At 65.1% G+C, this 21,499-nt stretch carries 22 protein-coding genes, 3 tRNA genes and 1 pseudogene; 18 read left to right on the plus strand and 8 right to left on the minus strand.

Features of this window, described 5'->3' with window-relative positions:
• Positions 1-38: 38 nt before the first annotated feature.
• The gene (locus tag ACH438_RS41525) at positions 39-1,715 is read right to left on the minus strand and encodes a CDGSH iron-sulfur domain-containing protein (RefSeq protein WP_397015884.1); all 1,677 of its coding nucleotides are present in this window, start codon (positions 1,713-1,715) and stop codon (positions 39-41) included.
• Between the two features lie 399 nt (positions 1,716-2,114).
• Between ACH438_RS41525 and ACH438_RS41530 the strand changes: the two genes are divergently transcribed.
• From ACH438_RS41530 to ACH438_RS41550, 5 genes are all read left to right on the plus strand, one after another.
• Positions 2,115-3,212 carry a hypothetical protein gene (locus ACH438_RS41530; RefSeq protein ID WP_397015886.1) on the plus strand — a complete coding sequence of 366 codons (1,098 nt, stop codon included), beginning with the start codon at positions 2,115-2,117 and terminating at the stop codon, positions 3,210-3,212.
• 186 nt (positions 3,213-3,398) lie between these two features.
• Complete coding sequence (locus ACH438_RS41535; RefSeq protein ID WP_397015888.1) at positions 3,399-4,211, plus strand: SAM-dependent methyltransferase; 813 nt, start codon at positions 3,399-3,401, stop codon at positions 4,209-4,211.
• Positions 4,212-4,285: 74 nt separating this feature from the next.
• Positions 4,286-4,771, plus strand: coding sequence for a hypothetical protein (locus ACH438_RS41540; RefSeq protein ID WP_397015890.1), 486 nt, complete (start codon positions 4,286-4,288; stop codon positions 4,769-4,771).
• Positions 4,772-4,786: 15 nt separating this feature from the next.
• Positions 4,787-5,524: an ABC transporter ATP-binding protein gene (locus tag ACH438_RS41545; protein ID WP_397015892.1), complete on the plus strand. Its 738-nt coding sequence runs from the start codon at positions 4,787-4,789 to the stop codon at positions 5,522-5,524.
• On the plus strand, positions 5,521-6,360 hold the full coding sequence (locus ACH438_RS41550) for an ABC transporter permease (RefSeq protein ID WP_397015894.1): 840 nt from the start codon (positions 5,521-5,523) through the stop codon (positions 6,358-6,360). Before ACH438_RS41545 ends, ACH438_RS41550 begins: the two co-directional genes overlap by 4 nt.
• Here the strand turns inward: ACH438_RS41550 and ACH438_RS41555 are convergent.
• From ACH438_RS41555 to ACH438_RS41565, 3 genes are all read right to left on the minus strand, one after another.
• Positions 6,346-7,764 carry a cytochrome P450 gene (locus tag ACH438_RS41555; RefSeq protein WP_397016002.1) on the minus strand — a complete coding sequence of 473 codons (1,419 nt, stop codon included), beginning with the start codon at positions 7,762-7,764 and terminating at the stop codon, positions 6,346-6,348. The genes ACH438_RS41550 and ACH438_RS41555 overlap by 15 nt on opposite strands.
• A gap of 484 nt (positions 7,765-8,248) precedes the next feature.
• Positions 8,249-8,322, minus strand: a tRNA-Leu gene (locus ACH438_RS41560).
• 254 nt (positions 8,323-8,576) lie between these two features.
• Positions 8,577-9,239: a winged helix-turn-helix transcriptional regulator gene (locus ACH438_RS41565; protein WP_397015896.1), complete on the minus strand. Its 663-nt coding sequence runs from the start codon at positions 9,237-9,239 to the stop codon at positions 8,577-8,579.
• Positions 9,240-9,337: 98 nt separating this feature from the next.
• Here ACH438_RS41565 and ACH438_RS41570 point away from each other — a divergent pair, with 98 nt between their 5' ends.
• The 4 genes and pseudogenes from ACH438_RS41570 to ACH438_RS41585 all read left to right on the plus strand — a co-directional run.
• Positions 9,338-9,679: an NAD(P)H-binding protein gene (locus ACH438_RS41570; RefSeq protein WP_397015898.1), complete on the plus strand. Its 342-nt coding sequence runs from the start codon at positions 9,338-9,340 to the stop codon at positions 9,677-9,679.
• A gap of 29 nt (positions 9,680-9,708) precedes the next feature.
• Positions 9,709-10,161 (plus strand): hypothetical protein, encoded by a 453-nt coding sequence (locus ACH438_RS41575; protein ID WP_397015900.1) that lies wholly within the window; start codon positions 9,709-9,711, stop codon positions 10,159-10,161.
• A gap of 31 nt (positions 10,162-10,192) precedes the next feature.
• Positions 10,193-10,414, plus strand: a complete 222-nt coding sequence (locus ACH438_RS41580) for a hypothetical protein (protein ID WP_397015902.1) — start codon at positions 10,193-10,195, stop codon at positions 10,412-10,414.
• A gap of 10 nt (positions 10,415-10,424) precedes the next feature.
• Positions 10,425-10,751: pseudogene (locus tag ACH438_RS41585) on the plus strand (hypothetical protein); the annotation flags it as partial.
• 254 nt (positions 10,752-11,005) lie between these two features.
• Here the strand turns inward: ACH438_RS41585 and ACH438_RS41590 are convergent.
• On the minus strand, positions 11,006-11,677 hold the full coding sequence (locus tag ACH438_RS41590; protein ID WP_397015904.1) for a GntR family transcriptional regulator: 672 nt from the start codon (positions 11,675-11,677) through the stop codon (positions 11,006-11,008).
• 69 nt (positions 11,678-11,746) lie between these two features.
• Between ACH438_RS41590 and ACH438_RS41595 the strand changes: the two genes are divergently transcribed.
• Together ACH438_RS41595 and ACH438_RS41600 are read left to right on the plus strand one after the other, a co-directional pair.
• On the plus strand, positions 11,747-12,163 hold the full coding sequence (locus tag ACH438_RS41595) for a VOC family protein (RefSeq protein ID WP_397015906.1): 417 nt from the start codon (positions 11,747-11,749) through the stop codon (positions 12,161-12,163).
• A complete protein-coding gene (locus tag ACH438_RS41600) occupies positions 12,160-12,921 on the plus strand; it encodes an SDR family NAD(P)-dependent oxidoreductase (protein ID WP_397015908.1) in 762 nt (253 codons plus the stop codon). Before ACH438_RS41595 ends, ACH438_RS41600 begins: the two co-directional genes overlap by 4 nt.
• Before the next feature lie 62 nt (positions 12,922-12,983).
• Here ACH438_RS41600 and ACH438_RS41605 read toward each other — a convergent pair whose 3' ends face one another.
• Positions 12,984-13,610 (minus strand): winged helix-turn-helix transcriptional regulator, encoded by a 627-nt coding sequence (locus ACH438_RS41605; RefSeq protein ID WP_397015910.1) that lies wholly within the window; start codon positions 13,608-13,610, stop codon positions 12,984-12,986.
• Positions 13,611-13,693: 83 nt separating this feature from the next.
• Between ACH438_RS41605 and ACH438_RS41610 the strand changes: the two genes are divergently transcribed.
• The 5 genes from ACH438_RS41610 (at position 13,694) to ACH438_RS41630 (ending at position 19,491) form a co-directional block, all read left to right on the plus strand.
• A complete protein-coding gene (locus tag ACH438_RS41610; protein WP_397015912.1) occupies positions 13,694-14,596 on the plus strand; it encodes an alpha/beta fold hydrolase in 903 nt (300 codons plus the stop codon).
• A gap of 684 nt (positions 14,597-15,280) precedes the next feature.
• The gene (locus ACH438_RS41615) at positions 15,281-16,246 is read left to right on the plus strand and encodes a hypothetical protein (protein WP_397015914.1); all 966 of its coding nucleotides are present in this window, start codon (positions 15,281-15,283) and stop codon (positions 16,244-16,246) included.
• 334 nt (positions 16,247-16,580) lie between these two features.
• Positions 16,581-17,531 carry a RimK family alpha-L-glutamate ligase gene (locus ACH438_RS41620; protein WP_397015916.1) on the plus strand — a complete coding sequence of 317 codons (951 nt, stop codon included), beginning with the start codon at positions 16,581-16,583 and terminating at the stop codon, positions 17,529-17,531.
• 213 nt (positions 17,532-17,744) lie between these two features.
• Positions 17,745-18,983, plus strand: coding sequence for a thiolase family protein (locus ACH438_RS41625; protein WP_397015918.1), 1,239 nt, complete (start codon positions 17,745-17,747; stop codon positions 18,981-18,983).
• 25 nt (positions 18,984-19,008) lie between these two features.
• A complete protein-coding gene (locus ACH438_RS41630; protein WP_397015920.1) occupies positions 19,009-19,491 on the plus strand; it encodes a ClpX C4-type zinc finger protein in 483 nt (160 codons plus the stop codon).
• A 99-nt stretch (positions 19,492-19,590) separates the two neighbouring features.
• Here the strand turns inward: ACH438_RS41630 and ACH438_RS41635 are convergent, their stop codons facing one another.
• Together ACH438_RS41635 and ACH438_RS41640 are read right to left on the minus strand one after the other, a co-directional pair.
• Entirely contained in the window at positions 19,591-19,866 is a 276-nt protein-coding gene (locus ACH438_RS41635; RefSeq protein ID WP_397015922.1) for a hypothetical protein, read from the minus strand.
• A 121-nt stretch (positions 19,867-19,987) separates the two neighbouring features.
• Complete coding sequence (locus ACH438_RS41640; RefSeq protein WP_397015924.1) at positions 19,988-20,710, minus strand: hypothetical protein; 723 nt, start codon at positions 20,708-20,710, stop codon at positions 19,988-19,990.
• 627 nt (positions 20,711-21,337) lie between these two features.
• Between ACH438_RS41640 and ACH438_RS41645 the strand changes: the two genes are divergently transcribed.
• A tRNA-Arg gene (locus tag ACH438_RS41645) sits at positions 21,338-21,413 on the plus strand.
• Positions 21,414-21,421: 8 nt separating this feature from the next.
• Positions 21,422-21,493: transfer RNA gene (locus ACH438_RS41650), tRNA-Gln, on the plus strand.
• Positions 21,494-21,499 lie beyond the last annotated feature (6 nt).

Here is a 21,499-nt window from a genome sequence, read left to right on the forward strand (position 1 = left end):
TAGCTACTGCACAGCCACCTTGCGGCTGCGGCGGGGACTCACGGCTGGGTGCCCTCGGTGATCCAGCGGGCGAAGGTGTCGACCCGTTCGGTGGGCCAGGCGCCGTCGCAGGGCATGCTGCCTTGGCGCAGGCGGGCGAGGATCGCTTCGGCGTGCTCTGCGACGGCGTCGTGCGACCACAGGTCGAACGCGAAACTCATTGATTTGCGGTCCATTTCGCGGAACAGCGGCTTGACATGCGCAGCGAAGCTGACCTGCTGGTCTGCGGCAGGGGTTTCTATGACGGCCTCGGCTTGCGGGGCAAGAGCGGAGATGCGGGAGCCAGGGGTGGCGTTGCAGACCCACCACCAGCGTGGAACCGGCATGTGTGGAGGGGGATTCGCGCCGGGCTGGGAGTTCTCCACGGCAATGCGCGAGCCCCATTCGACGTAGGACGCGAAGGCGGCGCGGAACTCGGGGTCGGTGGGCAGGCCCGCGTCGTCGGCGGCTCGGGAGATGAGCTGGGCCCAGCGGGCGCGCCACTGTTCGGTGAGGGCCTTGCCGGCGTGCTCGGCGACCATGTGGTCGTAGCCGCCGAACTGCTCGGTGTAAAGCTTCGGGCCGCCGAAGGTTTCGGTGAGCCAGGCGGCCACCCGTTCGGGGTGATCCGGAGACATGCGGGCGAAGAGCGGGGCGAGCAGATCGTCCTGGGCGACGTACTTGCCGTAGAAGATCTTCGTCATGCGCGTGAGCGCGGGCAGCCCACCGGCCCATTCGCACAGGGTCGGTTCCTCCGACAGCGGCGGGTCCTGGAAGCCGACGTAGTAGTGCATGCCACTGCAGAACGGCTTGTTGCGGGAATGCCCGCAGCGGCACAGGCTGTAGTGCTCGCGAGGCGCGGTCCCGTCGAGAGGTACCGTCCCGGTCACCCGATAGGGGCCGTCCTTGGAGACCTCGATGGCCGGATCGCGGTGGGGGAGAACCACTTGCGGGCTGCCCAGCGCGCCGGATGGGCAGGCCCCAACCACCGCCATCAGCTCACCGGCGGGCGCGCCATTGGGTGCGACGAACGGCTCGTGCGCGGTGCGGAAGGCCGTCGGCGCCCGGTTGGTGCAGAAGCCGGAGTGTGCGCAGATGCCGCGGTTGTCGGTCACCGTGAGCGCGGTGCCCGGATAGGTGTCGAGGTGGTCCGGGACCCGATCGGGATCCTTCGCGCCGGAGAAGCCGACTTGGGCGTGGCTGCCGTCGCACAGCGGCTTCGTTTCCGAAGCGCCACAACGGCACAGCGCCATCTGCGGGAAGGTTCGGATGGGCTCGCCCAGCCAGTTGGTGAGGTTCTCGGGGTTCGTCACCAGATACGGCCCGTCGAGGGCGACATCGATCTGGGTCGGCGGATGCCCTTGGATATCAGCGAGTTCCGCGATGCGGGCCGTCAGGGTTTGCTCATCACCGGCCAAGACGCACGAGAGGTGTTGCAGCCCGGCGACCGCCTCCTGCAACTCCGACAGATCACTGCTCGTACGAAGGCGGGTAGCCTCTTTGGTCAGCTCCCACAGCTCCTGTGCGGGGTCCCCGAGTTCCGCCGCGGGCGCGATATCGCCGAAACCATCGAGTGCGAGCGTCAACGGGCGGATAACCGTGTCTGCCAGCGGATTCGCGCCCTCGACGAGCACCTTGTCGAGACGTTGCGCACGGGTCAACAGTCCGACCAGAGCGTGGTGTGTTGCGGCTTGCAAGAAGAGCCTCCGATATGGGTGAGTGTCCACAGAGAAGGATCGTCGCCCCACGGCCGGGAAACAATGGCAGATTGCTGAGCAATTCCATAGTCCCACTCAGTGATTCGTCGACCTCCTGCGCTGAGGACTTGCAATCGCTGCCAGCCCGGCCGACCGTGCACCGGGAAGTCCGTTGACCAATACGAGCAATCCGTTCACCGCCAGATCTCCGGTGGCCATCGGGCGGCTGTCCGCGGTGATTCCGCACATTGCGGAAGGTTGATGCGTTGAAGGTTACCAACCGAGCTTTCGCAGGTACGTACCATTCCGCCGACACTTACCTGTCACCTCAGCGTTCCGGTGGTGGCCGGAATAGCGGACGCCCACGTCTCGGGACAGCCGATATGCGAGACTGGCGCTGTGCAGCCCGAGCGTAAGGTTCACTTCGTTGGCAGCCTGCCCGCACAGTTGGACAGTCCAGAGAAGGCGATGGCGTTCGCTGTCGACACAGCCGGTGAATTCCTGGATGGCATGGTTCCGGGCTGTGAAGCGGATCCATATCGCGCCCAGTGGTACGTCAGACCCATCATCGACCGGCTCGGCGGCATCCCGGCGCTGGCGCCGGTGCGCCGCGGTGATTGGTCGACGCTGCGTTCCCGCGACACCTTCCGGCTTCGGGCGGGCCGATCGCTGGACGAAGCCGATGTCGACGCCGCGCTCGGCTATGCGAAGGAGGCCGGACGTGCCGGGGACGCGTTGGCGGACCTGCGCCGAACCGATCCCGGACTTCGTTTGCAGGTAGGTATACCGACACCCTTCGTCATCGGTTTCATCGCCTTCGAGGCGCGCATGCTCATGTTGCGTCGGGGCTACCCCTATTACCGCCCGATTGTCGACGCCACTGTCAGGGAGATCGTCCGTATCCATGAGGCGTTGGGGGACAACGTCGTATTCCAACTCGAACTGGCAGCCGAGACCCTGCTCTGCGCGGGGACACCTGCCGTGCTGCGGCAGGGCCCGGCCACTCTGGCGGGCCGAGCGATCGCACGCCTCGTCACACGAGCCCCCTACGGTTCTCGTTTCGGTGTGCACCTGTGCTACGGGAGCCTCGACGGCAAGCCGGTCGTGGCACCGAGGTCGACCGCCTCGGTTGTCGCGCTGGCCAATGCGATAGCGCGCTACTGGCCTGCGGGGAGGCATCTCGATTTCGTCCACCTGCCCATCGGCGACGGCAAGCAGGCGCCGGTTCGGCCGCGGTACTACGCGCCGCTGGCGCGCCTCGAATTGCCTGTCACCACGCGTGTTATCGCCGGGCTCGCGCATCCGACGCAACCGCTCGCGCCTGCACGACAGGCGCTGGCGGCGGCGGAGTCGGCCTACGGCGGCCAGCTGGACGTCGCGGCCCCATGCGGTCTGGGCCGTTATACGACCGTCGACCGGGCGCGGTCGGCGGTCGCCTGCGCAGTCGCCCTGGCTGAAACAGATCCAAGTCAGACCCGTGACGGCAGTCGGGAGTAGTGCCTGTCGTGGAGTGCTGGATCGTGTTGTGTCGGAGCGTGGTTCGCCGAATGGCTCGATCGGGGTCGAGATTCGGTCAGGCGGGGCATCGCCTCGTTCGGGCAATGCATACTTCCAGCACATCCGGGCGATTTCAGATCTCGGGAGTCGCACGCATCTGGGCGTCGGTCGGCTACGGTTACACCTGTGGTCGAGGAAGCCGAAGGGCCTGCGTCGGAGCGGGAACGGACACCGCACTCATTCAACCCCGATGAGGTGAACTCTGCCCGAGTGTACGACTACTTGCTGGGCGGCAAGGACAATTACGAAACCGACCGGCAGGTGGCCGGTCAAATGCTGTCTCGCGTACCGGAACTCAAGACCTTGGTCTGGTTCGCCCGGGGTTTCGTGCTCAAAGCGGTCGAGATGGCCGCTGATGCAGGTATCCGTCAGTTCCTCGATCTCGGCTCGGGTATCCCGGTCTCACCCGCCGTGCACGAGGTGGCTCGAAAGATCGAGCCATCGGCGCGAGTGGTGTATGTCGACTACGACCCGGTCGTAGTCTCCCATTGCAACGCGCTGCTCGCCGGACCACCCGGAGTCACAACACTGCTGGGCGATATTCGTAGTCCCCGTGAAATCCTCGATCAGCTCGACGACCAATCCCTGATCGACTTCGACGAGCCGGTAGCTGTTCTGTTCTCCGGCGTGCTGCATTACGTGATGGACGACGAACGCCCCGCCGAGATCGTCGCCGCCTTCCGCGATCGGTTGGCATCGGGTAGTTACTTGGCGATCAGTCATGGGTCCACCGACTCCGCCCCGGAGATACTCCAGGTGCTCACTGGCACCGTAGGAACATCGGCCCAGGTCACCTTTCGGTCCACGGCGGAGACGGAGTCATTCCTGGCCGGCTTCGAGTTGTTCGAACCCGGTGTGGTGCCCGTACAGCAGTGGCTCCGCCCCGACTTACCGGACACCCGGATGGTCATGCTCGGTGCCATCGGCCGCAAACCTTGAGGAAGCCGCCGTGAGCGCGAGTATTGTCGAATGCGCCAAATTTGCGCTGTCCCAGTTGATCAGAGGATGAAGAGATGAAGTCCTTCAACGTTGTCGCTGGTGTCGCGTCGTCGATCATGACGGTCGCCGTGGTCACGATCGGCGCCTCGGTTGTCGACGCCCCTGCCGCTTTCGCCGCTCCCGGCGATTTCCTCCTCACCAAAGACGTTCCCACCCTTGATGATCTCCATGACCAGGTGGTGTTCCTGATCGAAACGCCCGGTGTCTCCGACCAGGCCAAGGCGGCCAATATGGAAGGCGGTATGGGAGCGGTCCCGGTCGCGGACGCCCTCTACAACAGCGGCCTGTTCCGAGCTCCGAACGGGTCGAACGAGATCACCGGTCCGGAAACCCAGAACGGGGACGTGCTCACCGCGAATCTGCGCAGCAAGTCAGTGGGACGACCGGATATCACTGCGCGCGTGGTCTGGAAGCGTATCGATGGGGTCTGGAAGCTCTCCAACAGCTCTGTGTGCGAGGGCATCAAGGCCGTGGGTCTGCCGATGTCCTGTGACTTCTGACCGGCTCCCGGCACTGTGATCGATATTCGTGACCTCACCCTGAGCTACCCGGGCGTGACCGTCCTCGAAGTCCCCGAGCTGACCGTGGCAGACGGGGCGCTCACCTACCTGATCGGTCTCAACGGCACCGGCAAGACCACACTGTTGCGGTGTATCTGCGGCCTCATCACCCCTGCCGCCGGGACCGTCCGGGTCGACGACACCCTCGTCCGAGCCCATCACACCACACCCGCAACGCTCGGAACGCACCTCGACTACCGGGCCTTCGACCCACGCCACACCGCACGCCGGCATTTACGCTGGATCGCTCGCGCACGCGGCATACCCACCGGCCGGGTCGGCGAGGTCCTCGAGATTGTCGACCTCGTCCGGGTCGCCGATCGTCGGCTCGGGCACTATTCGCTCGGCATGCTCCAACGCGTCGGCATCGCCGCCGCATTGCTCTGCGAGCCTCGAACCCTGCTGCTCGACGAACCGCTCAACGGCCTCGACATCGCGGGCATCCGCTGGCTACGCGAATTGCTGCGCGAGCTCGCCGATGCCGGGACCTGTGTCCTGGTCGCCACGCACCTGCTCGATGAGGTCGAACGCAACGCCGACCATATCGTCATCATCGGAAACCGGCGAATTCTGACCGACGAGCCTTTCGCCCACATCATGAACACGCTGGCGCCCGGCGAGACCAGCCTCGAAGACGCCTACGTGCGCATTGCCGGCCTGCCTACCCGTCTCGAGTCGGGCGCGGCCCGATGAACAGTCCCGGTCCGGCCACCCTCATCTGCCGCGGCGTCGCCGCCGAATGGGCCCGCACCACCGGACGCAGCTTCCTGTGGACCATCGCTGTCCCGCTCACCTTCGTGCTGCCGCTGGTCGTCACCTTCGGAATCGCCGCCGTCGCAGAACGACTCGCCACCCTCCCCGGACAGCGTTTCGTATCCCCGGTCTCCACCACCAACTCGGTGTATTGGGTGATGACATTTTCGGTGTCGATCATGATGGTCACCGCCGCCTACGCCCACGGCTCCCAACGACGCGGTCAGACAAGCGATCTCAACACGTTCCTGTTCCCCCGGTCCTGGACGGTCGCGTTGGCGCGGTGGATCTACTACGGCGTGATTGCGGCGGTATCAACAGTCGTGCTGCTCATCGTCGTCATGGTTACGCTGCCACACCAGTTCCCCGAACTCTATGGGGCCGTGGACATTACCGACTCCGCCGGTATCCGGTTCCTCTGGACGGTCCCGATCTATGCGTTCGCCGCATGTGGAGTGGGCGTCGCGGTCGGGTCGCTGATTCGCACTCCGTCCGCCGCCGTTGCCGTTCTCCTGTTCTGGGTATATGTGGCCGAGAGTGCGATGAATCTGCTCCCCCATGGATTCACCCTGCAGGCCTACGCACCGTTCCTCAATGCCGTCGCCGCAACAGGCCAGCAGGTCGCCTTCCTCCCTCGCTTCGGCCGCAACGGATCGCTGCTCTACTTCATCCTCGTCGCCGTCACCCTCTTCATCACCGCAGCCGTGTTACCCATCCTCATACGCCGGATGTCGGGACTGCGCAGGACGGCACTCACCAAATCAGGCAAGACCTGAGACTGGACGAACTTCGAGCGGAAGCCTTCTCAACCCAGGAATCGGCCCCATGGCCCGGGGGAGGTTCTTGGTCGCGACCGGCTGAAACTCCCACTTCGACAGCAGGCTGTGGAGAGTCGTTTGCAGTACCGGCCACGCAAAATTTCTACCGATACACATCTGATTGCCCATGCTGAACGGGACGAAGCTCCGGCATTTCGACCCAGAGTTCGAAGGCGACCACCGATCGGGGTCGAAGGTGTTCGGCTCGGCGAAAATATCCGGGTTGCGGTGAACAGCGGCAATGCTGTAGCCGATATCGGTCCCGGCGGGAAACGTGAAACCATCGAGTTCGACCGTGGTGACACTGCGCCTGGTCTGCAGTAGTGGCGAATGGATCCGCGTGAGCTCGTTCAGAAAACAGTTCAGGTAGTCGAGCTCGTCGAGGCTTTGGGGGTTGAGTTCTCCCGCGTCGAGTATTTCGTGCTGCAGTTTCGAAGCCACCTCCGGACGCCGGGACAGCTCGTACAGTGCCCAGGTCAGCGTGGCGGTCAAGGCGTCGATCCCGCCGAAGAGAATCGTCACGGCCTGCTCTGCCAGGAACTTGTCGCTACGGTGTTCGGTGCCTGGCGAATTCAGCAGGAGGTCGATCAGGTCGTCCCGGCGCTCACCGCTGCCCCGGCGCGCGACGAGCAGATCCCGGCAGTAGTCCCGCAGTTGCGTTCCAGCCGACAGGAATTTGCGGTTCACCGGCAATGGCAGGCTCGCCAGTCGCTTCGGCAGCACACTGCCCACGATGGCACCCGCGCCTATGGCCTCGATCAGACTCGAGATGAGTTGCAGCTCACCGCTATCGGGTTCGTGCGAGAACATGGACCCGAGCAGGTCGGAAATCACCAAATCCAACAGCACAGAACGGATCTCGATAATCTGGCCCGGCCGCCACGAACTCGCCAACGCATCCGCATTACGCTTGACGATCGGCGCGTAGTTTTCCAACTGTGTTCGATGGAAAGTTGGTTGAAGCAGGCGACGAAGATCCCTGTGTTGCTGACCATCCGCGACAATCAGTGATTCCTCGAATATGAGACGGATGCGATCGAAGAGGAGCCCTCGCTCGTAGGTGTCGGAGTTCTCTACCAGCACCTTGTGGAGTAGTTCGAAATCGGTAATGACATACAGAACGCGATTGCCGATGTCGACCCGTGCTATTTTCCCCACGCCGACCAGATCCACCATGAACCGGACCGGATCGCGCCATATTTTCCAACCGTGTCCGAGAACCGGCAAACGTCCGCGCCCGCACGGGACGTCACGAAGATCCACTGCATGCTGCCTTTCTTTCGGCAGGCTCGATGCCAGAGGATTCGGGTGATCGGATCCGCGCCGCCGGCTCGGGCGGGGTCGGCTCGGGCCGAAAAGCATGGTCTTCACTGCCGAGTCACAACTGTCATGGCCACTCCTGGATCAGCGTGTCGACGATGAGCTCTTCGCAACTCTCGACAGACCTGCCTCGGTCCCGAACTTCCCCGATCGTCCCACGCTGGGACTCCTGCAGCAGTAGGTGGCAATCGAGCTGGATCACTGGGGTCGGCGTCCATCAACGCCTTACGTTAGTCGGGATCATGAACCGACCACCATCTTTTGCCGAAATGCCAACGACCCGAGCGTCGTTCACCTCAGCGGCCACCTCTCCCACCCCTGCGGAATTCGCAACCCCGCGCTCTGACCCACCCGGGCGTCGACGACGGCCAAGTTGATGGGTGTGAACCGATTGGCGGGAGCGACATCGCCTTACCCGCGCCAACACGCTGGTTCGCGCTGGGGTGTGATGGGGGTGGGGTTCGAATCCGAACTGCTGTGACACTAAAATATAGTGCCTGACCTGGACGTTTTCCTGAACCGTCGGTTCCCTCGGCGAGATTCGAACTCGCAACAGACAGGGTCTGAGCCTGCCGCCTCTTCCAATTGGGCTACGAGGGAATGGGTATGAAAATGGCCGCTTCCGAGGCTGATTGCCGGATGCGGCCCTGAGAGAAGGGGTCTGGGGGAGACCTCAGGGGCCGCGGCGGATGCGCGGGCGTACGACCGTGATCGAAAGGGATGCGCCCTGGAGCCGGGCGCGGTCGAGCCAGCGCTGAGGCTGGTTCAGTAGCTGCCCATACATGGCGGAAGGCCCTTCGTGGTGCGGTGCGGTGAAATGACGGTAGCACCGTGTATCCGGTTGGGGAACCGAATTATTCGGGCTCGCTGGCTGCGAGGTCGAATGCACGGGCGAGGGCCATGATCGCGGCGGGATCGCCGTCGATCGCGATGAACCCTTCGGCAAGTGAGTCGGCGAGAGTACGGGTGCCGTTGATGAGTGCGATCAGGCTGCCGGAATCGGTGCTGATCGACACCACTGGGCGGTCTGCCTCGCCGGCTCGCACGCTCACCTGGCCGTTGGCGATGTCGAGCAGGAACGGGCGTGCGTCGATATCGAGCCGGTGGGTGCCGGCCGCGTCGTGGGCGGTCGCCGGGTTGAATCGAGCGGCGACGGCGACGGCGAGCGTCTCGGAGCTGATGTACTGATCCGCCTCCGGGGTGCCGAGGCGGGTCATCCCCCAGCGGGTGAGTCCGAGCAGGACCGGTCGCAGTGATTCCCCGTCCTCGGTGAGTCGGTAGACGTTCGATCCGGCGGGTGGCGGCAGGGTCGCCTTGTCGATGACGCCGGCGGCTTCGAGTTCTTTGAGGCGCTGGCTGAGCAGGCCGGTGCCGATACCGGGCAACCCGTCGAGCAGATCCTTGAATCGCCTGGGGCCCAGCAGAAGTTCGCGCAGCACGAGCATCGTCCAGCGCTCGCCTAGCAGGTCGAGAGCCACGGCCAGTCCGCAGTACTGGTTGTAGGAGCGCTTCGTCATATCGGCGCCAGTCTAGCCTTCCGAAGTTCTGACTTCAGTAATAGATTTCGAGCACTTTATAATTTTGAAGTTTATTGATCGGGTTACGGGGTGAACCGATGAGAGCTCTGATCGTGGGTGCGAGCGGCTACAACGGTGGCAATGTCGCGAGACGCCTTGCTGCAGAGGGATATACGGTGCGTGGCCTGGTGCGTACACCAGCGCGGGCACCAGTTGGACTGGACGAGGTGGTGTGCGGCGATGCCGTCACCGGCGAGGGCCTGCACCGGGCACTGGAAGACGTGGACGTCGCCTACTACTTCGTGCATGCCCTCGACGCCCCACGCGACACGGACGCACGCGACGAGCGTGCCGCCCGGGCATTCGTGCGCGCGGCACGGGAAACGCAGCTGTCCCGCGGCGTCTTCTTCACTACGCGGTGGCCCCACCGCCGGGCATGAAATCTCCTGTCTACCAGAATAATCGGCTCATGGTCGAGGGCATTCTGATGACCGGGATACCTGGCATGACCACCGTGCGCGCAGGAATGGTGCTCGGCGCCGGATCGCGCGGCTCACTGCCGTATTTACGGCTCGTCCAACGCTCACCGATACTGCCGCTGGGACCGTGGCGACGGAACCGCATCGCGGTCATCGACGCCGCCGCGGCCACGGAAGCCCTCCACCTCGCCGGCCTGCGCGACGATCTCGCAGGCAAATCCCTGGACGTACCCGCCTCCGCAGAACCGACCCATGAGCAGCTCATCCGCGCACTCATCGATGCCCTCGGCCTGCGCACTCGCCGCGCGGTGATCCCGCTCCCCGTCGCCGACCCGCGCCTGGACGCGCGGTTGATCGCACTCGCAGCACGCCAGCCATATTCCTACTGCGTTCCGTCACATTTTCGAACCACTGTTCCTGGCGGTTCCCGACCTACAGGCTGAGGTCCATCGGTGGGGAGCCACCCACGACGGGGTGCTGATCGAATTCGTCGCTGGCGGCACCTTGGGCCGGCACGCGCTCGCGATTCCCATAGTCGACCGCTTCGTCCTCGAAGAGGACCTGGTACGCCGCCGCGACACCTTCGCGAACCCGCTCGCCATCGCGCGGCCGGTGGCGCCGTGGGTGCTCTCGCATCCGCGTCTCGCCCTTCGACTACTACCGCGACTGATCACCCGCGCACCCCGATCGACATAGGAGCGCCGCCATGTGCGCAGCATCCCAGCCGAATTCGCCTGCAGTGACGGAAAATCCATCCATTCGCGCCATCGACGCCACCACATTCGTGGCCGAAGCACAACGAATCACCAACGAGGCCGCACTGGAAGACGCTGTGGCCCTGTTCCATCCCGATTGCGTCGCGGAATGGGTCTTCGACGGCATGTACGAACGTCACGAAGGGCTGGAGGCGATCCGGCGCGCACTCGGGGTGACGATCGGCGTCTTCCGAGACCAGCGCATGTCCGGCCACAAGACCCTCGAATGCCACGACGACCGGACCATCGTCAACACCTGGCGCGGTGGATTCCGCGGCGACAAACGCCAATTCGGCACCGAAATCTGGACCTTCCACGACGGCTTGGTCATCCACCATCAGATGTACATCTACCTGCGGCTCACACCTCGCTGGTCGATCCTCGGCCTGCTCCGCCAGCTGCGAATCTTCCTCACCTCGCCCCGAATCGCGACGACACAACTCAAATACGAAGCGACCGCCGTTCTCCACGGGCTGTTGACTCAACACCTTCTGAAGCACCCGACACGCTGCCGGGTGTCGGGATGTGGCGGTTATTGCGGGAGTTGGGCGAGCAGACTGCGCCGGGCCTCGTCGACGTGTTCTTCGGCGTATCGGGCCAGGGGTTCGGGAGTTCCGGATCGCAGCAGGGTGACCAGTTCGCGGTGTTCGTCGACGACGCGTTGGCGGTAGTGCTCGTATCCCAGTGCGACGCGGCGTGATTGGAACAGGTACACCTGTGCGCGGACGGCGTGCCAGGCGTGGGTGAGGCGGGTGTTGTCGGCGATGTCGTAGATCCGGTCGTGGAAGGCGATGTCGAGATCGAGCAACCGGAGTCCGTCCGCGTTTCCGGACAGTTCGGTGGCCATGGCCTCGACGAGGTCGCCGAGGCGGGCGAGGTCGTCGGGTTTCGCGATGGCCTGCGCGCGCACCGCGGCGACTCGATCGAGTGCCGCGCGCAGGGTGTAGACCTCTTCGACATCGCGTGCGGTGAGGTCGATGACGGTCGTGCCGCGATGCCAGCCGCTACGGACCAGTCCCTCGCGTTCGAGCCGGGCCAGGCCCTCACGCACCGAACCGCGGCTGACGCCGAGGGAGGCGGCGAGTTCGACCTCGCGCAGTGGCGCACCGGGTGCGATGTCACCGGTGAAGATCGCGCGGCGGATGACATCGGCGGCTTCGTGGGCCAGACCGCGGCGGGCGACTTTGGGGAGTGATCCAGCCATGTCCTAATGTTGACATTCGGACATTGCTGGATGCAAGGTGGGGCCACGTGAATCGGAAGGAGCATCACCATGCGCCCCGCTGTGCACCTGGCCATCCCCGTCGACGACCTCGACGCGGCACGGCATTTCTACGGCGATGTCCTCGGCCTCGACCAGGGTCGCAGCAGTGACCACTGGATCGATTGGAATCTGCACGGCCACCAACTGGTGACCCATCTCGTGGCTTCGGGCGTGGGCGCGGTCGGTGACAGCGAGGTCGAGGGGCATCGGGTGCCGATCCCGCACTTCGGGTTGCTGTTGCCGGCCGACGATTTCCACGCTCTGGCGCAGCGGTTACGCGCAGCGGCAACGGATTTCATCATCGAGCCGTATCTACGTTTTGCTGGTCAACCCGCTGAACAGTGGACGATGTTCCTGCTGGATCCGGCCGGGAATGCACTGGAGTTCAAGGCATTCACCGATGAATCGCAGGTGTTCGCGCGATGAGACGAGTCCTGGTGACCGGTGCTTCTCGCGGGATCGGCCGTGCTGTGTCCATCGCCTTCGCCGAACGCGGCGATCGTGTGGCGGTGCACTACGGCCGCGACATCGATGCGGCACGAGAAACCCTGCGCCGCTTGCCCGGCGACGGGCACGCCCTGGCGAGTGCAGACCTCGCCGACCCCGATGAGACACAGCGAGTGATCGACACAGCGGTCGATGCGCTCGGCGGGATCGATGTGCTGGTCAACAATGCCGCCGTCGCGACCTCCGACGCCACCCGGCACGCAGTGCCGAGCGTGGAATACGAACAGTGGCAACAGATCTGGCGCAAGAGCATCGACGTCAACCTGATCGGGGCGGCCAACCTCACCTACCTCGTCGCCCGCCATCTCATCGATCGAGGCGCACCCGGCGCCATCGTCAACATCGGTTCCCGCGGTGCATTCCGCGGTGAGCCGGACTTCCCCGCCTACGCCGCGAGCAAAGCGGCCCTGCACGCCTTCGGGCAGTCCATGGCGATCACCCTCGCCCCGCACGATATCGCCGTGACCTCGGTGGCACCCGGATTCATCGGCACCGAACGCCAAGCCACCCGGCTGGCCGGGGCGGAGGGCGACGGGCTACGTGCCCAAAGTCCCTTCGGCAGAATCGGCACGCCCGAAGAAGTCGCGGCCGCGGTCGTGTTCCTCGCCTCGCCCGAGGCGGTCTGGGCATCGGGAACCATCCTCGACCTCAACGGCGCCTCCCACCTCCGCACCTGAACCGCCGCAACCCGCGAGGGCCTGCCACCATGTCGAAGGATTCGTCGACCAGCCGCTGGTGTTCAGGCGGCAAGGACAGTGCGGACGACGGACTCGTCGCCGTCGATTTCGACCAGTCCGAGGGTGCGGGCGTCGTCGAGGGTGAGGGCGCCGGCGGCGAGGCCGAGGACGTAGGCGGGGTCGGCGCGGACGGTGGCGTCGAGGGTGCGGCCGTCGTGCGGGGCAACCTCGAATCCGGAGGGTGTCGCGCGGAGTTGGTATGGCGGGCCGCCGATTTCGAGGCCGATCGTCGCTGAGGGGCGGTCCTTGACCCGGGTGTCGAGTAGAGCGGGGACGGCGAGGGCGAGCCAGTCGGGGCGGAAGGAATCGGCCTCGGGGCCGCGGAGCATCAGGGGAGTGGACCAGCGGATCAGGCTCTCGATCGGCTCGCGTAGTTCGGAGCCCCACGGGGTGAGGGCGTACTCGACGATGTTGCCCGCGCCCGCTAGTCGACGCTCGACCACGCCCGAGGCTTCCAGGTCGCGGAGCCGGTCGGCGAGCAGGTTGGTCGCGATGCCGGGCAGGCCGTCGATCAGGTCCCGGTAGCGGGCGGGGGAGATGAGGAGCTGGCGGACGATCAGCAGGTTCCACCGGTCACCGACTACTTCGAGGGACCGGGCGAGTCCGCAGTACTGGCCGTAGCTACGCATCGTTTTCCTTCAATTGCTTGAGCATCTCAAGTGAGCGTGAGATTATCAAGTATATCCTGATGCCGAGTTCAGAGGGGTCCACCATGGCTGGCACTACCAGCAGCGTTCGGCCCGATTGGGTCGACGACGAGCTGTTCCCGTTCCAGAGCCGTTTCGTCGATATCGACGGGCACAGCGTGCACTACATCGACGAGGGGTCGGGGCCGACACTGCTGTTCCTGCACGGCAACCCGACCTGGTCGTTCCTCTGGCGCGAGGTGATCACCGCGCTGCGTGACGACTTTCGTTGTGTTGCACTGGATTACCCGGGATTCGGGCTGTCGACGGCGAAGTCCGGCTACCGTTTCCTGCCCGAGGAGCACGCCGACGTGGTCACCGAGTTCGTCGACACGCTCGGTCTCGAAGGCGTCACCCTGGTCGGGCAGGACTGGGGTGGCCTGATCGGGATCGCGGTCGCGGAGCGACGGCCGGGTGTCATCGAGCGGCTGGTGCTCGCCAACACGTGGGCGTGGCCGGTCAACGGCGACCTGCACTTCGAGTCTTTCTCGCGCATCGTGGGCGGAGCTCCGATCCGCTTCCTGGTCCGGCGGCTGAATCTGCTGGTGAAGGCGTTCATCCCGATCGGTCATCGACGGCGCAAGCCGACCCCGGCCGAGATGACCCACTATCTTCGGGCGCTGGATACTCCTGAACGCCGCCAGGCGTGCGCGGTGCTCCCCGGCCGGATCGTCGGCAGCCGGGCCTTCTTCACAGAGGTCGAAGCCGGCCTCGCCGATATCGCTCACCTCCCGACGCTGATCGTGTGGGGTGACGCCGACTTCGCCTTCCGTCCCCGGGAGCGCGAGCGGCTGGAATCGACCTTCCCCGACCACAAGACCGTGATCGTCGACGGTGCGGGCATCTATGTGGAGTCCGATGCACCCGAGGAGTTCGTCGCTGCGATCCGCGATTGGGCAAAACATAGCGAGGGCACGGCGCTGAACTGATCCCCGGATGACCACCGCCAGTTGATCTTCCGTCGCCCCCGGGGTGGAGCACTCGAGGATTGTGACCGATACGTCCCTTTTCGGTACTGTGCGAGACTCAATTTGGTGATTCCGGATGAGGAATCGGTACTCATGCGGTGATACTGGTTGGGCCGGTTGTTCAGTGACCGGTAGTGGTCCTTGCGCGACGTGGTCTGTCTGAGGTGGCGTGCAGGAACGCATCGAGAGGCGTGTGGGAGTGATCGATACTTCCGCCGTCGCAGCACTCGGCGCGCACCCGTTCGATTGCTTGGGTTCGCCTCCAGTACAACCGGTTCGAGGCGTGGACCAGGCGGCCCGGCCATGCAACCGCAAACGCCGGTCCGGGCCGCCACCCTCGCGCTTTCCTTTGCGCGGATACTCGGATGTCGTGGGTTTTGACGCTCGTCACCATGAGATGCGATGGACATCACGGGTTGTGCTGAAACGACCGGTACGTAAGCTATTCGGGCATTACGATCACCGTTAGTGTGCTGCGTCGGGGTGCATGTCGGTAATCCGCCGCGGTATGTGCACACAACGATGAGCGCGAAAGGGTGCCGGCAACGATGCGGGGCGCGGATGTGCGAGTGGTGCATTTCGTCGGTAGTTTTCCCGCCGCCGACACCGGGGAGGCCATGCGCGCGATGCTCGATGGCTGCGCCGATGCTGCGAACATTGCCCAGCGGTGAGACCCGCCGCTACGACCGCTACATCCTGCCCATCATCGAAGACCTGGTGGCCCAGGGACTGCTGGTCGAAGCCGCCGATCCATGCTGGAGTCTGACTGCCGCCCGGTCCGTGCATCGAGTCGCGCCCGGGGTCCGCCTGCGCGGCGATGAAATGAATCTCGGCTACGCCGACGAAGCAGCCGACGCGTACCCGATCTTCCAGAAGTTGCGCGCCGAACGCGACCTGCCCGCGCTGTCTTTGCAAGCCGGAATGGCCACCGATTTCACCCTCACTACAGTCGCCCTCGCGTGTGCAGCGCGCCGACGCCATCGCAAAGCCTTCGCCGCGGCCATGGAACGCGAGATCCTCGCGATCCGGCAACTGGCCGGCGATGACGTGGTTATCCAGTTGGAGGCGCCGGCCGAACTCGTGATCGCGGCCAAAACCCAACCCCTGCACCGGATCGTCGATACGGTGTTGCGGTTCGGGCGCGGCATCGGCGCGCTGGCCGCCGCTGCTCCCGAAGGCACCCGCTTCGGAGTGCACCTGTGCCTGGGCGGAATGAACAACAAAGCCCGTGCCACCCTGCGCGACACCCGGCCACAGCTGGCCTTGGCCAATTCCGTTGCCCGACACTGGCCGGACGGCCGCACCCTGCAATATGTGCACGGCCCTCTCGCCGCCGGTGACCTGCCTCCGTCGACTGATCCGGCGTTCTATGCGCCGCTGGCGAATCTCAGGCTCGGCGCGGGCACACAGTTCTACGCCGGATTCGTGCACGAAACCCCCACCGAGGCTGAGCAAGTCGTGACGCTACAGCTGATCGAGGCCGCCTTGGGCCACCGCCTCGACGGAGTCGCCAGCGCCTGCGGACTGGGCAGCCGCGCCCGAACCGTCGCCGGCAGCCTCATCACCCGCGCCGCCACCCTCGCCACGATCGAATCGATCCACAAACCCTGAACCACGCCACCCTGTATGAAAACAGGCGCGATTCAAGCGGTTACGCCACCGCGGGAACGGCTGTCCCGCCCACCTTCGGTCGGTCAGGTGAGCGCGGCGCCGATGTCCAGCGAGCCGACGATCGACCGCAGGCTTGCGAACAGTGCCGCAGTCGAACCCGAGCTTGCCTCGGCCTGGCTGATCGCGCAGATCCGCGGCCCTTTGACCCGCCCGCGGTGCGATCACGCGTCGACTGCCTGCTGTCGGTTACTCTGTAGCCGCCCGCGCCCGGGAGATGCTGCGATAGGCTATTTGCATGGGGCGCAGGGGGATTGCCGCAGCTGGTGAGGTATGGATGCTGGCGCGTGAGCATCCGATCTCGCTGCGGCGTTCGACCCAGGAGCTGGCCGACGCGCTCGGGCAAGTGTATGGCTCCCGTTTCGTCGTCTGGCGCACTGACGAATTCGTTTTCGGTGTCCGTGCGGGGGAATTGGTGCTGCGCAGTCTCGGTGGCGTGGACCTACCCGCGCCTGCGGTTGTGCTGGTGCGTCAGGTGCCCGGGTCGATGAACTATGACCGAGAGGTGACGCTGCTGCGGCACCTCGAGCGTATGGGTGCCGCGCTGCTCAATCCGGTCGAAGCGCATCTGCTGTGCCGGAACAAGATTTGGCAATTGCAGGAGCTGGCTTTGGCCGGCTTGCCGGTACCCGACACGCTCTCATACGCGACCGCTCCGCTGGAAGGCGTGGTGCACGCTGTCGGCCTCGACATGCCGTGGGTGGTCAAACCAGTCACCGGCTATCAGGGCAGATCTGTGTTTCTCGCGCGCGATCCTCGGCTCCTCCGGGAGATGGCACCCACACTCGGCGCGAATACATCGCTCGCCCTGCAGCAATACGTAGCGCCCTCACACGGCCGCGACCTGCGCGTGCTCGTGGTCGATGGCGAGGTTGTCGCTGCCTATGTGCGCACTTCCCGCGATGGCGCCCTCGCCTCCAACATCGCCCGGGGAGATGTCGGCTCTCCCTGTCTGGGGGATTATCCGCAGGCGGAATCCCTGGCTGTCCTGGCCGTCCGCGCCCTCGGATTGGCTATTGCCGGAGTGGATCTCCTGTTCGCCTCCGCCGACTGTTTCGTGATCTGCGAGGTCAATTCCGTCCCCGGATGGCGTCCGGCAATGACGTCGGTCGTGCCCGCCATCCTCGGCTGCGTTTCCCGGCGTCTGGTTGCGCACCCCTGCGCGCTCGACCCGGTAGATGCGCGCTCTACGCGGCGAGCGACGACGCGCTGGCAGTCGAATGGATGAACGCTCACCGGCGCGGGTGTATCCGGGCCCCGGATCGGCAGGTCCGCTCGATCTTCTGTTACGCCGTGGATCGAGCAGCCCCATCCCGACGACCAACGGTCGCAATGCCGTCGAATGCGCTCTGGCGGATCTCGTCGGAATCGAGGCAAGATCGAAAGCAGCAACGACGGCTCGGTCGTTGCGACCCTGAAGACACTGTCGAAGGAGATCGTGATGGCGGAAGCGTTCGTGCTCGGTGGTGTCCGGACTCCCTTCGCCCGCTACGGCAGCTCGCTGTCGCACATCCGGACCGACGACCTGCTGGGGATGACCATGAAGGGCGCGTGCGAGCGCGTCGGCGTGGGTCTGGATCAGATCGAGGACATCGTCGCGGGCTGCGTCAATCCGGCCCACGAAGGCATGGGGGATGTCGCGCGGTGGGCGGCACTGGCGGCGGGATTCCCCGACACGGTGGCCGGGGCGACGATCAACCGGTTCTGCGGGTCGTCGCTGAGCGCCACCGTCAATGTCGCGCACGCGATCAAAGCGGGGGACCTGGGCGTCGGGATCGCCTGTGGCGTCGAGTCGATGTCGCGGTCGGGATGGGCGTACATGAAGGGCGACAGCCCGTTCGGGCCGCGCGGCCCGGTCATCCTGCTCGACACCATGTGGGCGGGTGCGGGCGGTCCCGCCAATCCGACGTTACTGGCACGCAATGCCTACATCGGAATGATCGAGACGGCCCAGAACGTCGCCAACCGCTACGGGCTGACCCGCGAGGAAATCGACGCGTTCGCGCTGCGGACGCAGCGAAATGCCAAGGCGGCCAGGGATTCCGGTCGGTTGGCCAAGGAGATCATGCCGGTCGAGATCGCCGCGACGCGCAAGACTCCCGCGCGCCTGTTCGAGCACGACGAATTCATCCGCGACGACACCAGCGCCGAAAGCCTGGCGGCATTGCCCCCGCAGCCGGGGACGACACAGATGACCGCCGGCAACTCGACTCCTTTGACCGACGGAGCCAGCGCGTTGGTGCTGGCCTCGGGTGAACGAGCGGCCGAACTCGGCGTCGAGCCGCTGGCGCGGGTGGTGTCGTCGGCGGTGTACGGGATCGATCCGCTCTATATGGGATTGGCGCCGGCGTGGGCGTTGCCGCTGGCGATCAAGCGCGCGGGACTGACACCCGAGCAGATCGATGTGTGGGAAGTCCACGAGGCATTCAGTGCTCAAGCCTTGGGTGTGCTGCGTGAATTGCCCAACCAGCTGGACGGTTTCGTCATCCCCGACGAGAAGCTGACACCCAACGGCGGCGCGGTGGCCATCGGTCACCCTTTCGGGGCCACCGGCGCTCGCTACGTCCTGACCCTGGCTACCGAGCTGCGGGAACGCAATGCGCGCTACGGCGCGATCGGCGTCTGTATCGGATCCGGCCAAGGCGTCGCCATCGTCCTCGAAAACCCTTCCGCTGCTTGAGAATTCTCACCGACAGGGGAGGGGCTTGACTGCGTTCCGCCGCATCTGCCACGATGACGGCGGCGAGTTCCGCGCCTCCCTCCTTCGGCTGTCCCAGCATGCCGTCTCCGGAGGTAAAGGGGATCATGTCCTCGGCGTCGTATTCCGTACCCATTCCGAGGGTGTTGCTGGGGGCACCAAGCCCGCGGCTGACGTGCGACGCCTCGTCGCCGGTCCCGGTGTCTACATCTGCGACGGATGCGTGGCGCTGTCCGCGACGATCATCGCCGATTCGGACGCCAGGACCACCGCGGAGAAACCGGCGACCAGCCGATCCCCTCAGGACCACTCTGCCGACGAGATCTTGCGGCTGCTGCCCATCCTGGCCGCCAACGCGGCCCGGGCGGAGGCCGATCTGGCCCGCTGGATCGACCGGCTCAGAGCCCAAGGCGTCGACTGGCCCGCGATCGCCGACACCCTCGGCCTCGATGCCGCCGCCACCCGCCTCCGCTTCGGCCGCGACAGGTAGACAGGCGCATCCGAATCCCGGTCAGGCCGGACCTGTTCGGGGTCTCGCTCGAACGCCTGACGTTAAGCCGGAGCAACAGCACACCCGCAATGGCTTCGCTTACGCGTCGGGGCCCCGGCCGAATGAGAGACCTACTGCGGGCTCTCGTAGTACCACTGTGTCCGGAATACTGTCGAAGAGGAACAGCAGGACGTCCTCCCCGGATGTAGCGCGAGTGGTCGAGGCGTAGGCACGGGCAAGCTCCAGCAATGCCGCAGACGCAGTATCCGGCTGGGACGCCGCGACGCGCCCAGCCTCGTCAGCGATGGCGTACAACAACTGATCGCGGGCCACGACGGCGGCGGACGGCTCGGCTTGGTTGGGCACGTCTGTCATGATTTCACTCCTCCGGCGGGCGGTCATCGACACTGCTCTGAAGCGCATCAGATAGAGCGCGAAACGTCGTGCAAGTCAACATCATTCGCTCGAACGACGGGACCTTCCCCGTCGACGGAAGTCACGGCTCCAGTTCCAGGCACAGTCCGACCTTTTGGCCACCAGCCTGAAAAACCCTGGGCGTCACGGTTACCAAGGCGTAGGCGCGGGCAAGCTCCCCCAATGCCGCAGACGCAGTACCCGGCTGGGACGCTGCGACACTCATAGCCTCCTCGGCGATGGCGTTCAGCAGTTGATCGTGTGCCACGGTCGCGGCGGAGAGCCTGGCCCCGTAATCGGACGGCTCGAGGTAGTCACTGTGGACAACCCAGCCTGACGCCCGTTCGAGCGGCTGCGAGCCGCCGGCCACGATGTAGGTGGCGACCAGGTTTCCCGAATCGTCGATGACCTCGAGGCTCTGGGGGAACGCATGGCCTCCGGTGAGTACCAGTCCGGGACCATCGTCTGTAGCTCGAACATGAAGTTCGCCCACCGTATCCGGCTTCAACTGCGCGGCCGGGATCACTACCAGTTCGGCGCTCTTCCGCTCCCAGGGGAGAAGTGGATCACGGAGCGTGACGTGAGGCAGGACCTGTCCGTCGAATCCGGCCGAGCGGGCACCCTCTCCAGTTACCAACGCGAAGGTACGAGCCAGCTCTACCAATGCCCCTGACGCATTACCCGGCTGGGACGCGGCGACCCGCCCGGCCTCGTCGGCGATGGCGTACAACAACTGATCGCGGGCCGCATTCGCAGCGGAGGGCTCAGCCTGGGGCGGCGTTTCATCGGGCGCGTTCTCTGTCATGATCTCACTTCTCCAATGGGGCGGTCACATGCGTTGTTACGCAGCACATTTGATGCGGCTCGACCGTGTAAGGATCGCACGATGTACGTTCGGGCGCCCGGCTATCGACGCAATCCGTCGCATTTTGGGATGCGGCAGGCTCATCGACAATCTGCGCGTTCGCTGGATGGTCGCTTGGCTGGTTCGGCTCGTGCGCGTAGCGGGTCATGGCGGACGTTCGAGTGCGGAATCTGGTCCTACGGGCTGAGAATGCTGGGGTGGGATACGTTGGGTGCTCATCGGCATGTTCGGCTGTCGGGCCCCACCTCGATAATCGTTCGCCCGTCTCCGAATCCGCTGCTACCGTGAATTCACGCTTCCAGCCGACGACAGGAAAGGCGGCACAGTGACCACGCTGACACAGCGTCCGACCACGATCGACAACGGCCGTCGCCTGCGCGTACGCACCGGTGCACGGAGTCACCCCTGAAGGTCTCGCTCAGACCGATCAAGGGCCGCTCCCAGCCTTCGCCGGGACCGGCCCTTCCTTATACCCCTGCAGCCCATCGCCAAAGGGAGACAACCCATCCGATCCCGCGCACCTCAGTGCCGAGCCGATGTCAACGACGACATCCGCGCGCGATCCATGTGCCCGTAGCTCAGCGGAAAGAGCACCTGCCTACGAAGCAGGGGGTCGGAGGTTCAAATCCTCCCGGGCACACCAACTCTCGATGAAGCGTGGTGTAATCGGCAGCACGGCAGATTCTGATTCTGTCAGTCCAGGTTCGAGTCCTGGCGCTTCAGCTTCGC

This window comes from Nocardia sp. NPDC020380 (genome assembly GCF_044386975.1).
GTDB lineage: Bacteria > Actinomycetota > Actinomycetes > Mycobacteriales > Mycobacteriaceae > Nocardia.

What these genes read in the sequence shown, in the direction of transcription:
- ACH438_RS41540 (WP_397015890.1), top strand. Translation starts at nt 4,286, where the DNA reads ATGAAGTCCTTCAACGTTGTCGCTGGTGTCGCGTCGTCGATCATGACG.
- ACH438_RS41550 (WP_397015894.1), top strand. Translation starts at nt 5,521, where the DNA reads ATGAACAGTCCCGGTCCGGCCACCCTCATCTGCCGCGGCGTCGCCGCC.
- ACH438_RS41555 (WP_397016002.1), bottom strand. Translation starts at nt 7,764, where the DNA reads ATGCTTTTCGGCCCGAGCCGACCCCGCCCGAGCCGGCGGCGCGGATCC.
- ACH438_RS41565 (WP_397015896.1), bottom strand. Translation starts at nt 9,239, where the DNA reads ATGACGAAGCGCTCCTACAACCAGTACTGCGGACTGGCCGTGGCTCTC.
- ACH438_RS41570 (WP_397015898.1), top strand. Translation starts at nt 9,338, where the DNA reads ATGAGAGCTCTGATCGTGGGTGCGAGCGGCTACAACGGTGGCAATGTC.
- ACH438_RS41575 (WP_397015900.1), top strand. Translation starts at nt 9,709, where the DNA reads ATGGTCGAGGGCATTCTGATGACCGGGATACCTGGCATGACCACCGTG.
- ACH438_RS41590 (WP_397015904.1), bottom strand. Translation starts at nt 11,677, where the DNA reads ATGGCTGGATCACTCCCCAAAGTCGCCCGCCGCGGTCTGGCCCACGAA.
- ACH438_RS41595 (WP_397015906.1), top strand. Translation starts at nt 11,747, where the DNA reads ATGCGCCCCGCTGTGCACCTGGCCATCCCCGTCGACGACCTCGACGCG.
- ACH438_RS41600 (WP_397015908.1), top strand. Translation starts at nt 12,160, where the DNA reads ATGAGACGAGTCCTGGTGACCGGTGCTTCTCGCGGGATCGGCCGTGCT.
- ACH438_RS41605 (WP_397015910.1), bottom strand. Translation starts at nt 13,610, where the DNA reads ATGCGTAGCTACGGCCAGTACTGCGGACTCGCCCGGTCCCTCGAAGTA.
- ACH438_RS41610 (WP_397015912.1), top strand. Translation starts at nt 13,694, where the DNA reads ATGGCTGGCACTACCAGCAGCGTTCGGCCCGATTGGGTCGACGACGAG.
- ACH438_RS41615 (WP_397015914.1), top strand. Translation starts at nt 15,281, where the DNA reads ATGCTGCGAACATTGCCCAGCGGTGAGACCCGCCGCTACGACCGCTAC.
- ACH438_RS41620 (WP_397015916.1), top strand. Translation starts at nt 16,581, where the DNA reads ATGCTGGCGCGTGAGCATCCGATCTCGCTGCGGCGTTCGACCCAGGAG.
- ACH438_RS41625 (WP_397015918.1), top strand. Translation starts at nt 17,745, where the DNA reads ATGGCGGAAGCGTTCGTGCTCGGTGGTGTCCGGACTCCCTTCGCCCGC.
- ACH438_RS41635 (WP_397015922.1), bottom strand. Translation starts at nt 19,866, where the DNA reads ATGACAGACGTGCCCAACCAAGCCGAGCCGTCCGCCGCCGTCGTGGCC.
- ACH438_RS41640 (WP_397015924.1), bottom strand. Translation starts at nt 20,710, where the DNA reads ATGACAGAGAACGCGCCCGATGAAACGCCGCCCCAGGCTGAGCCCTCC.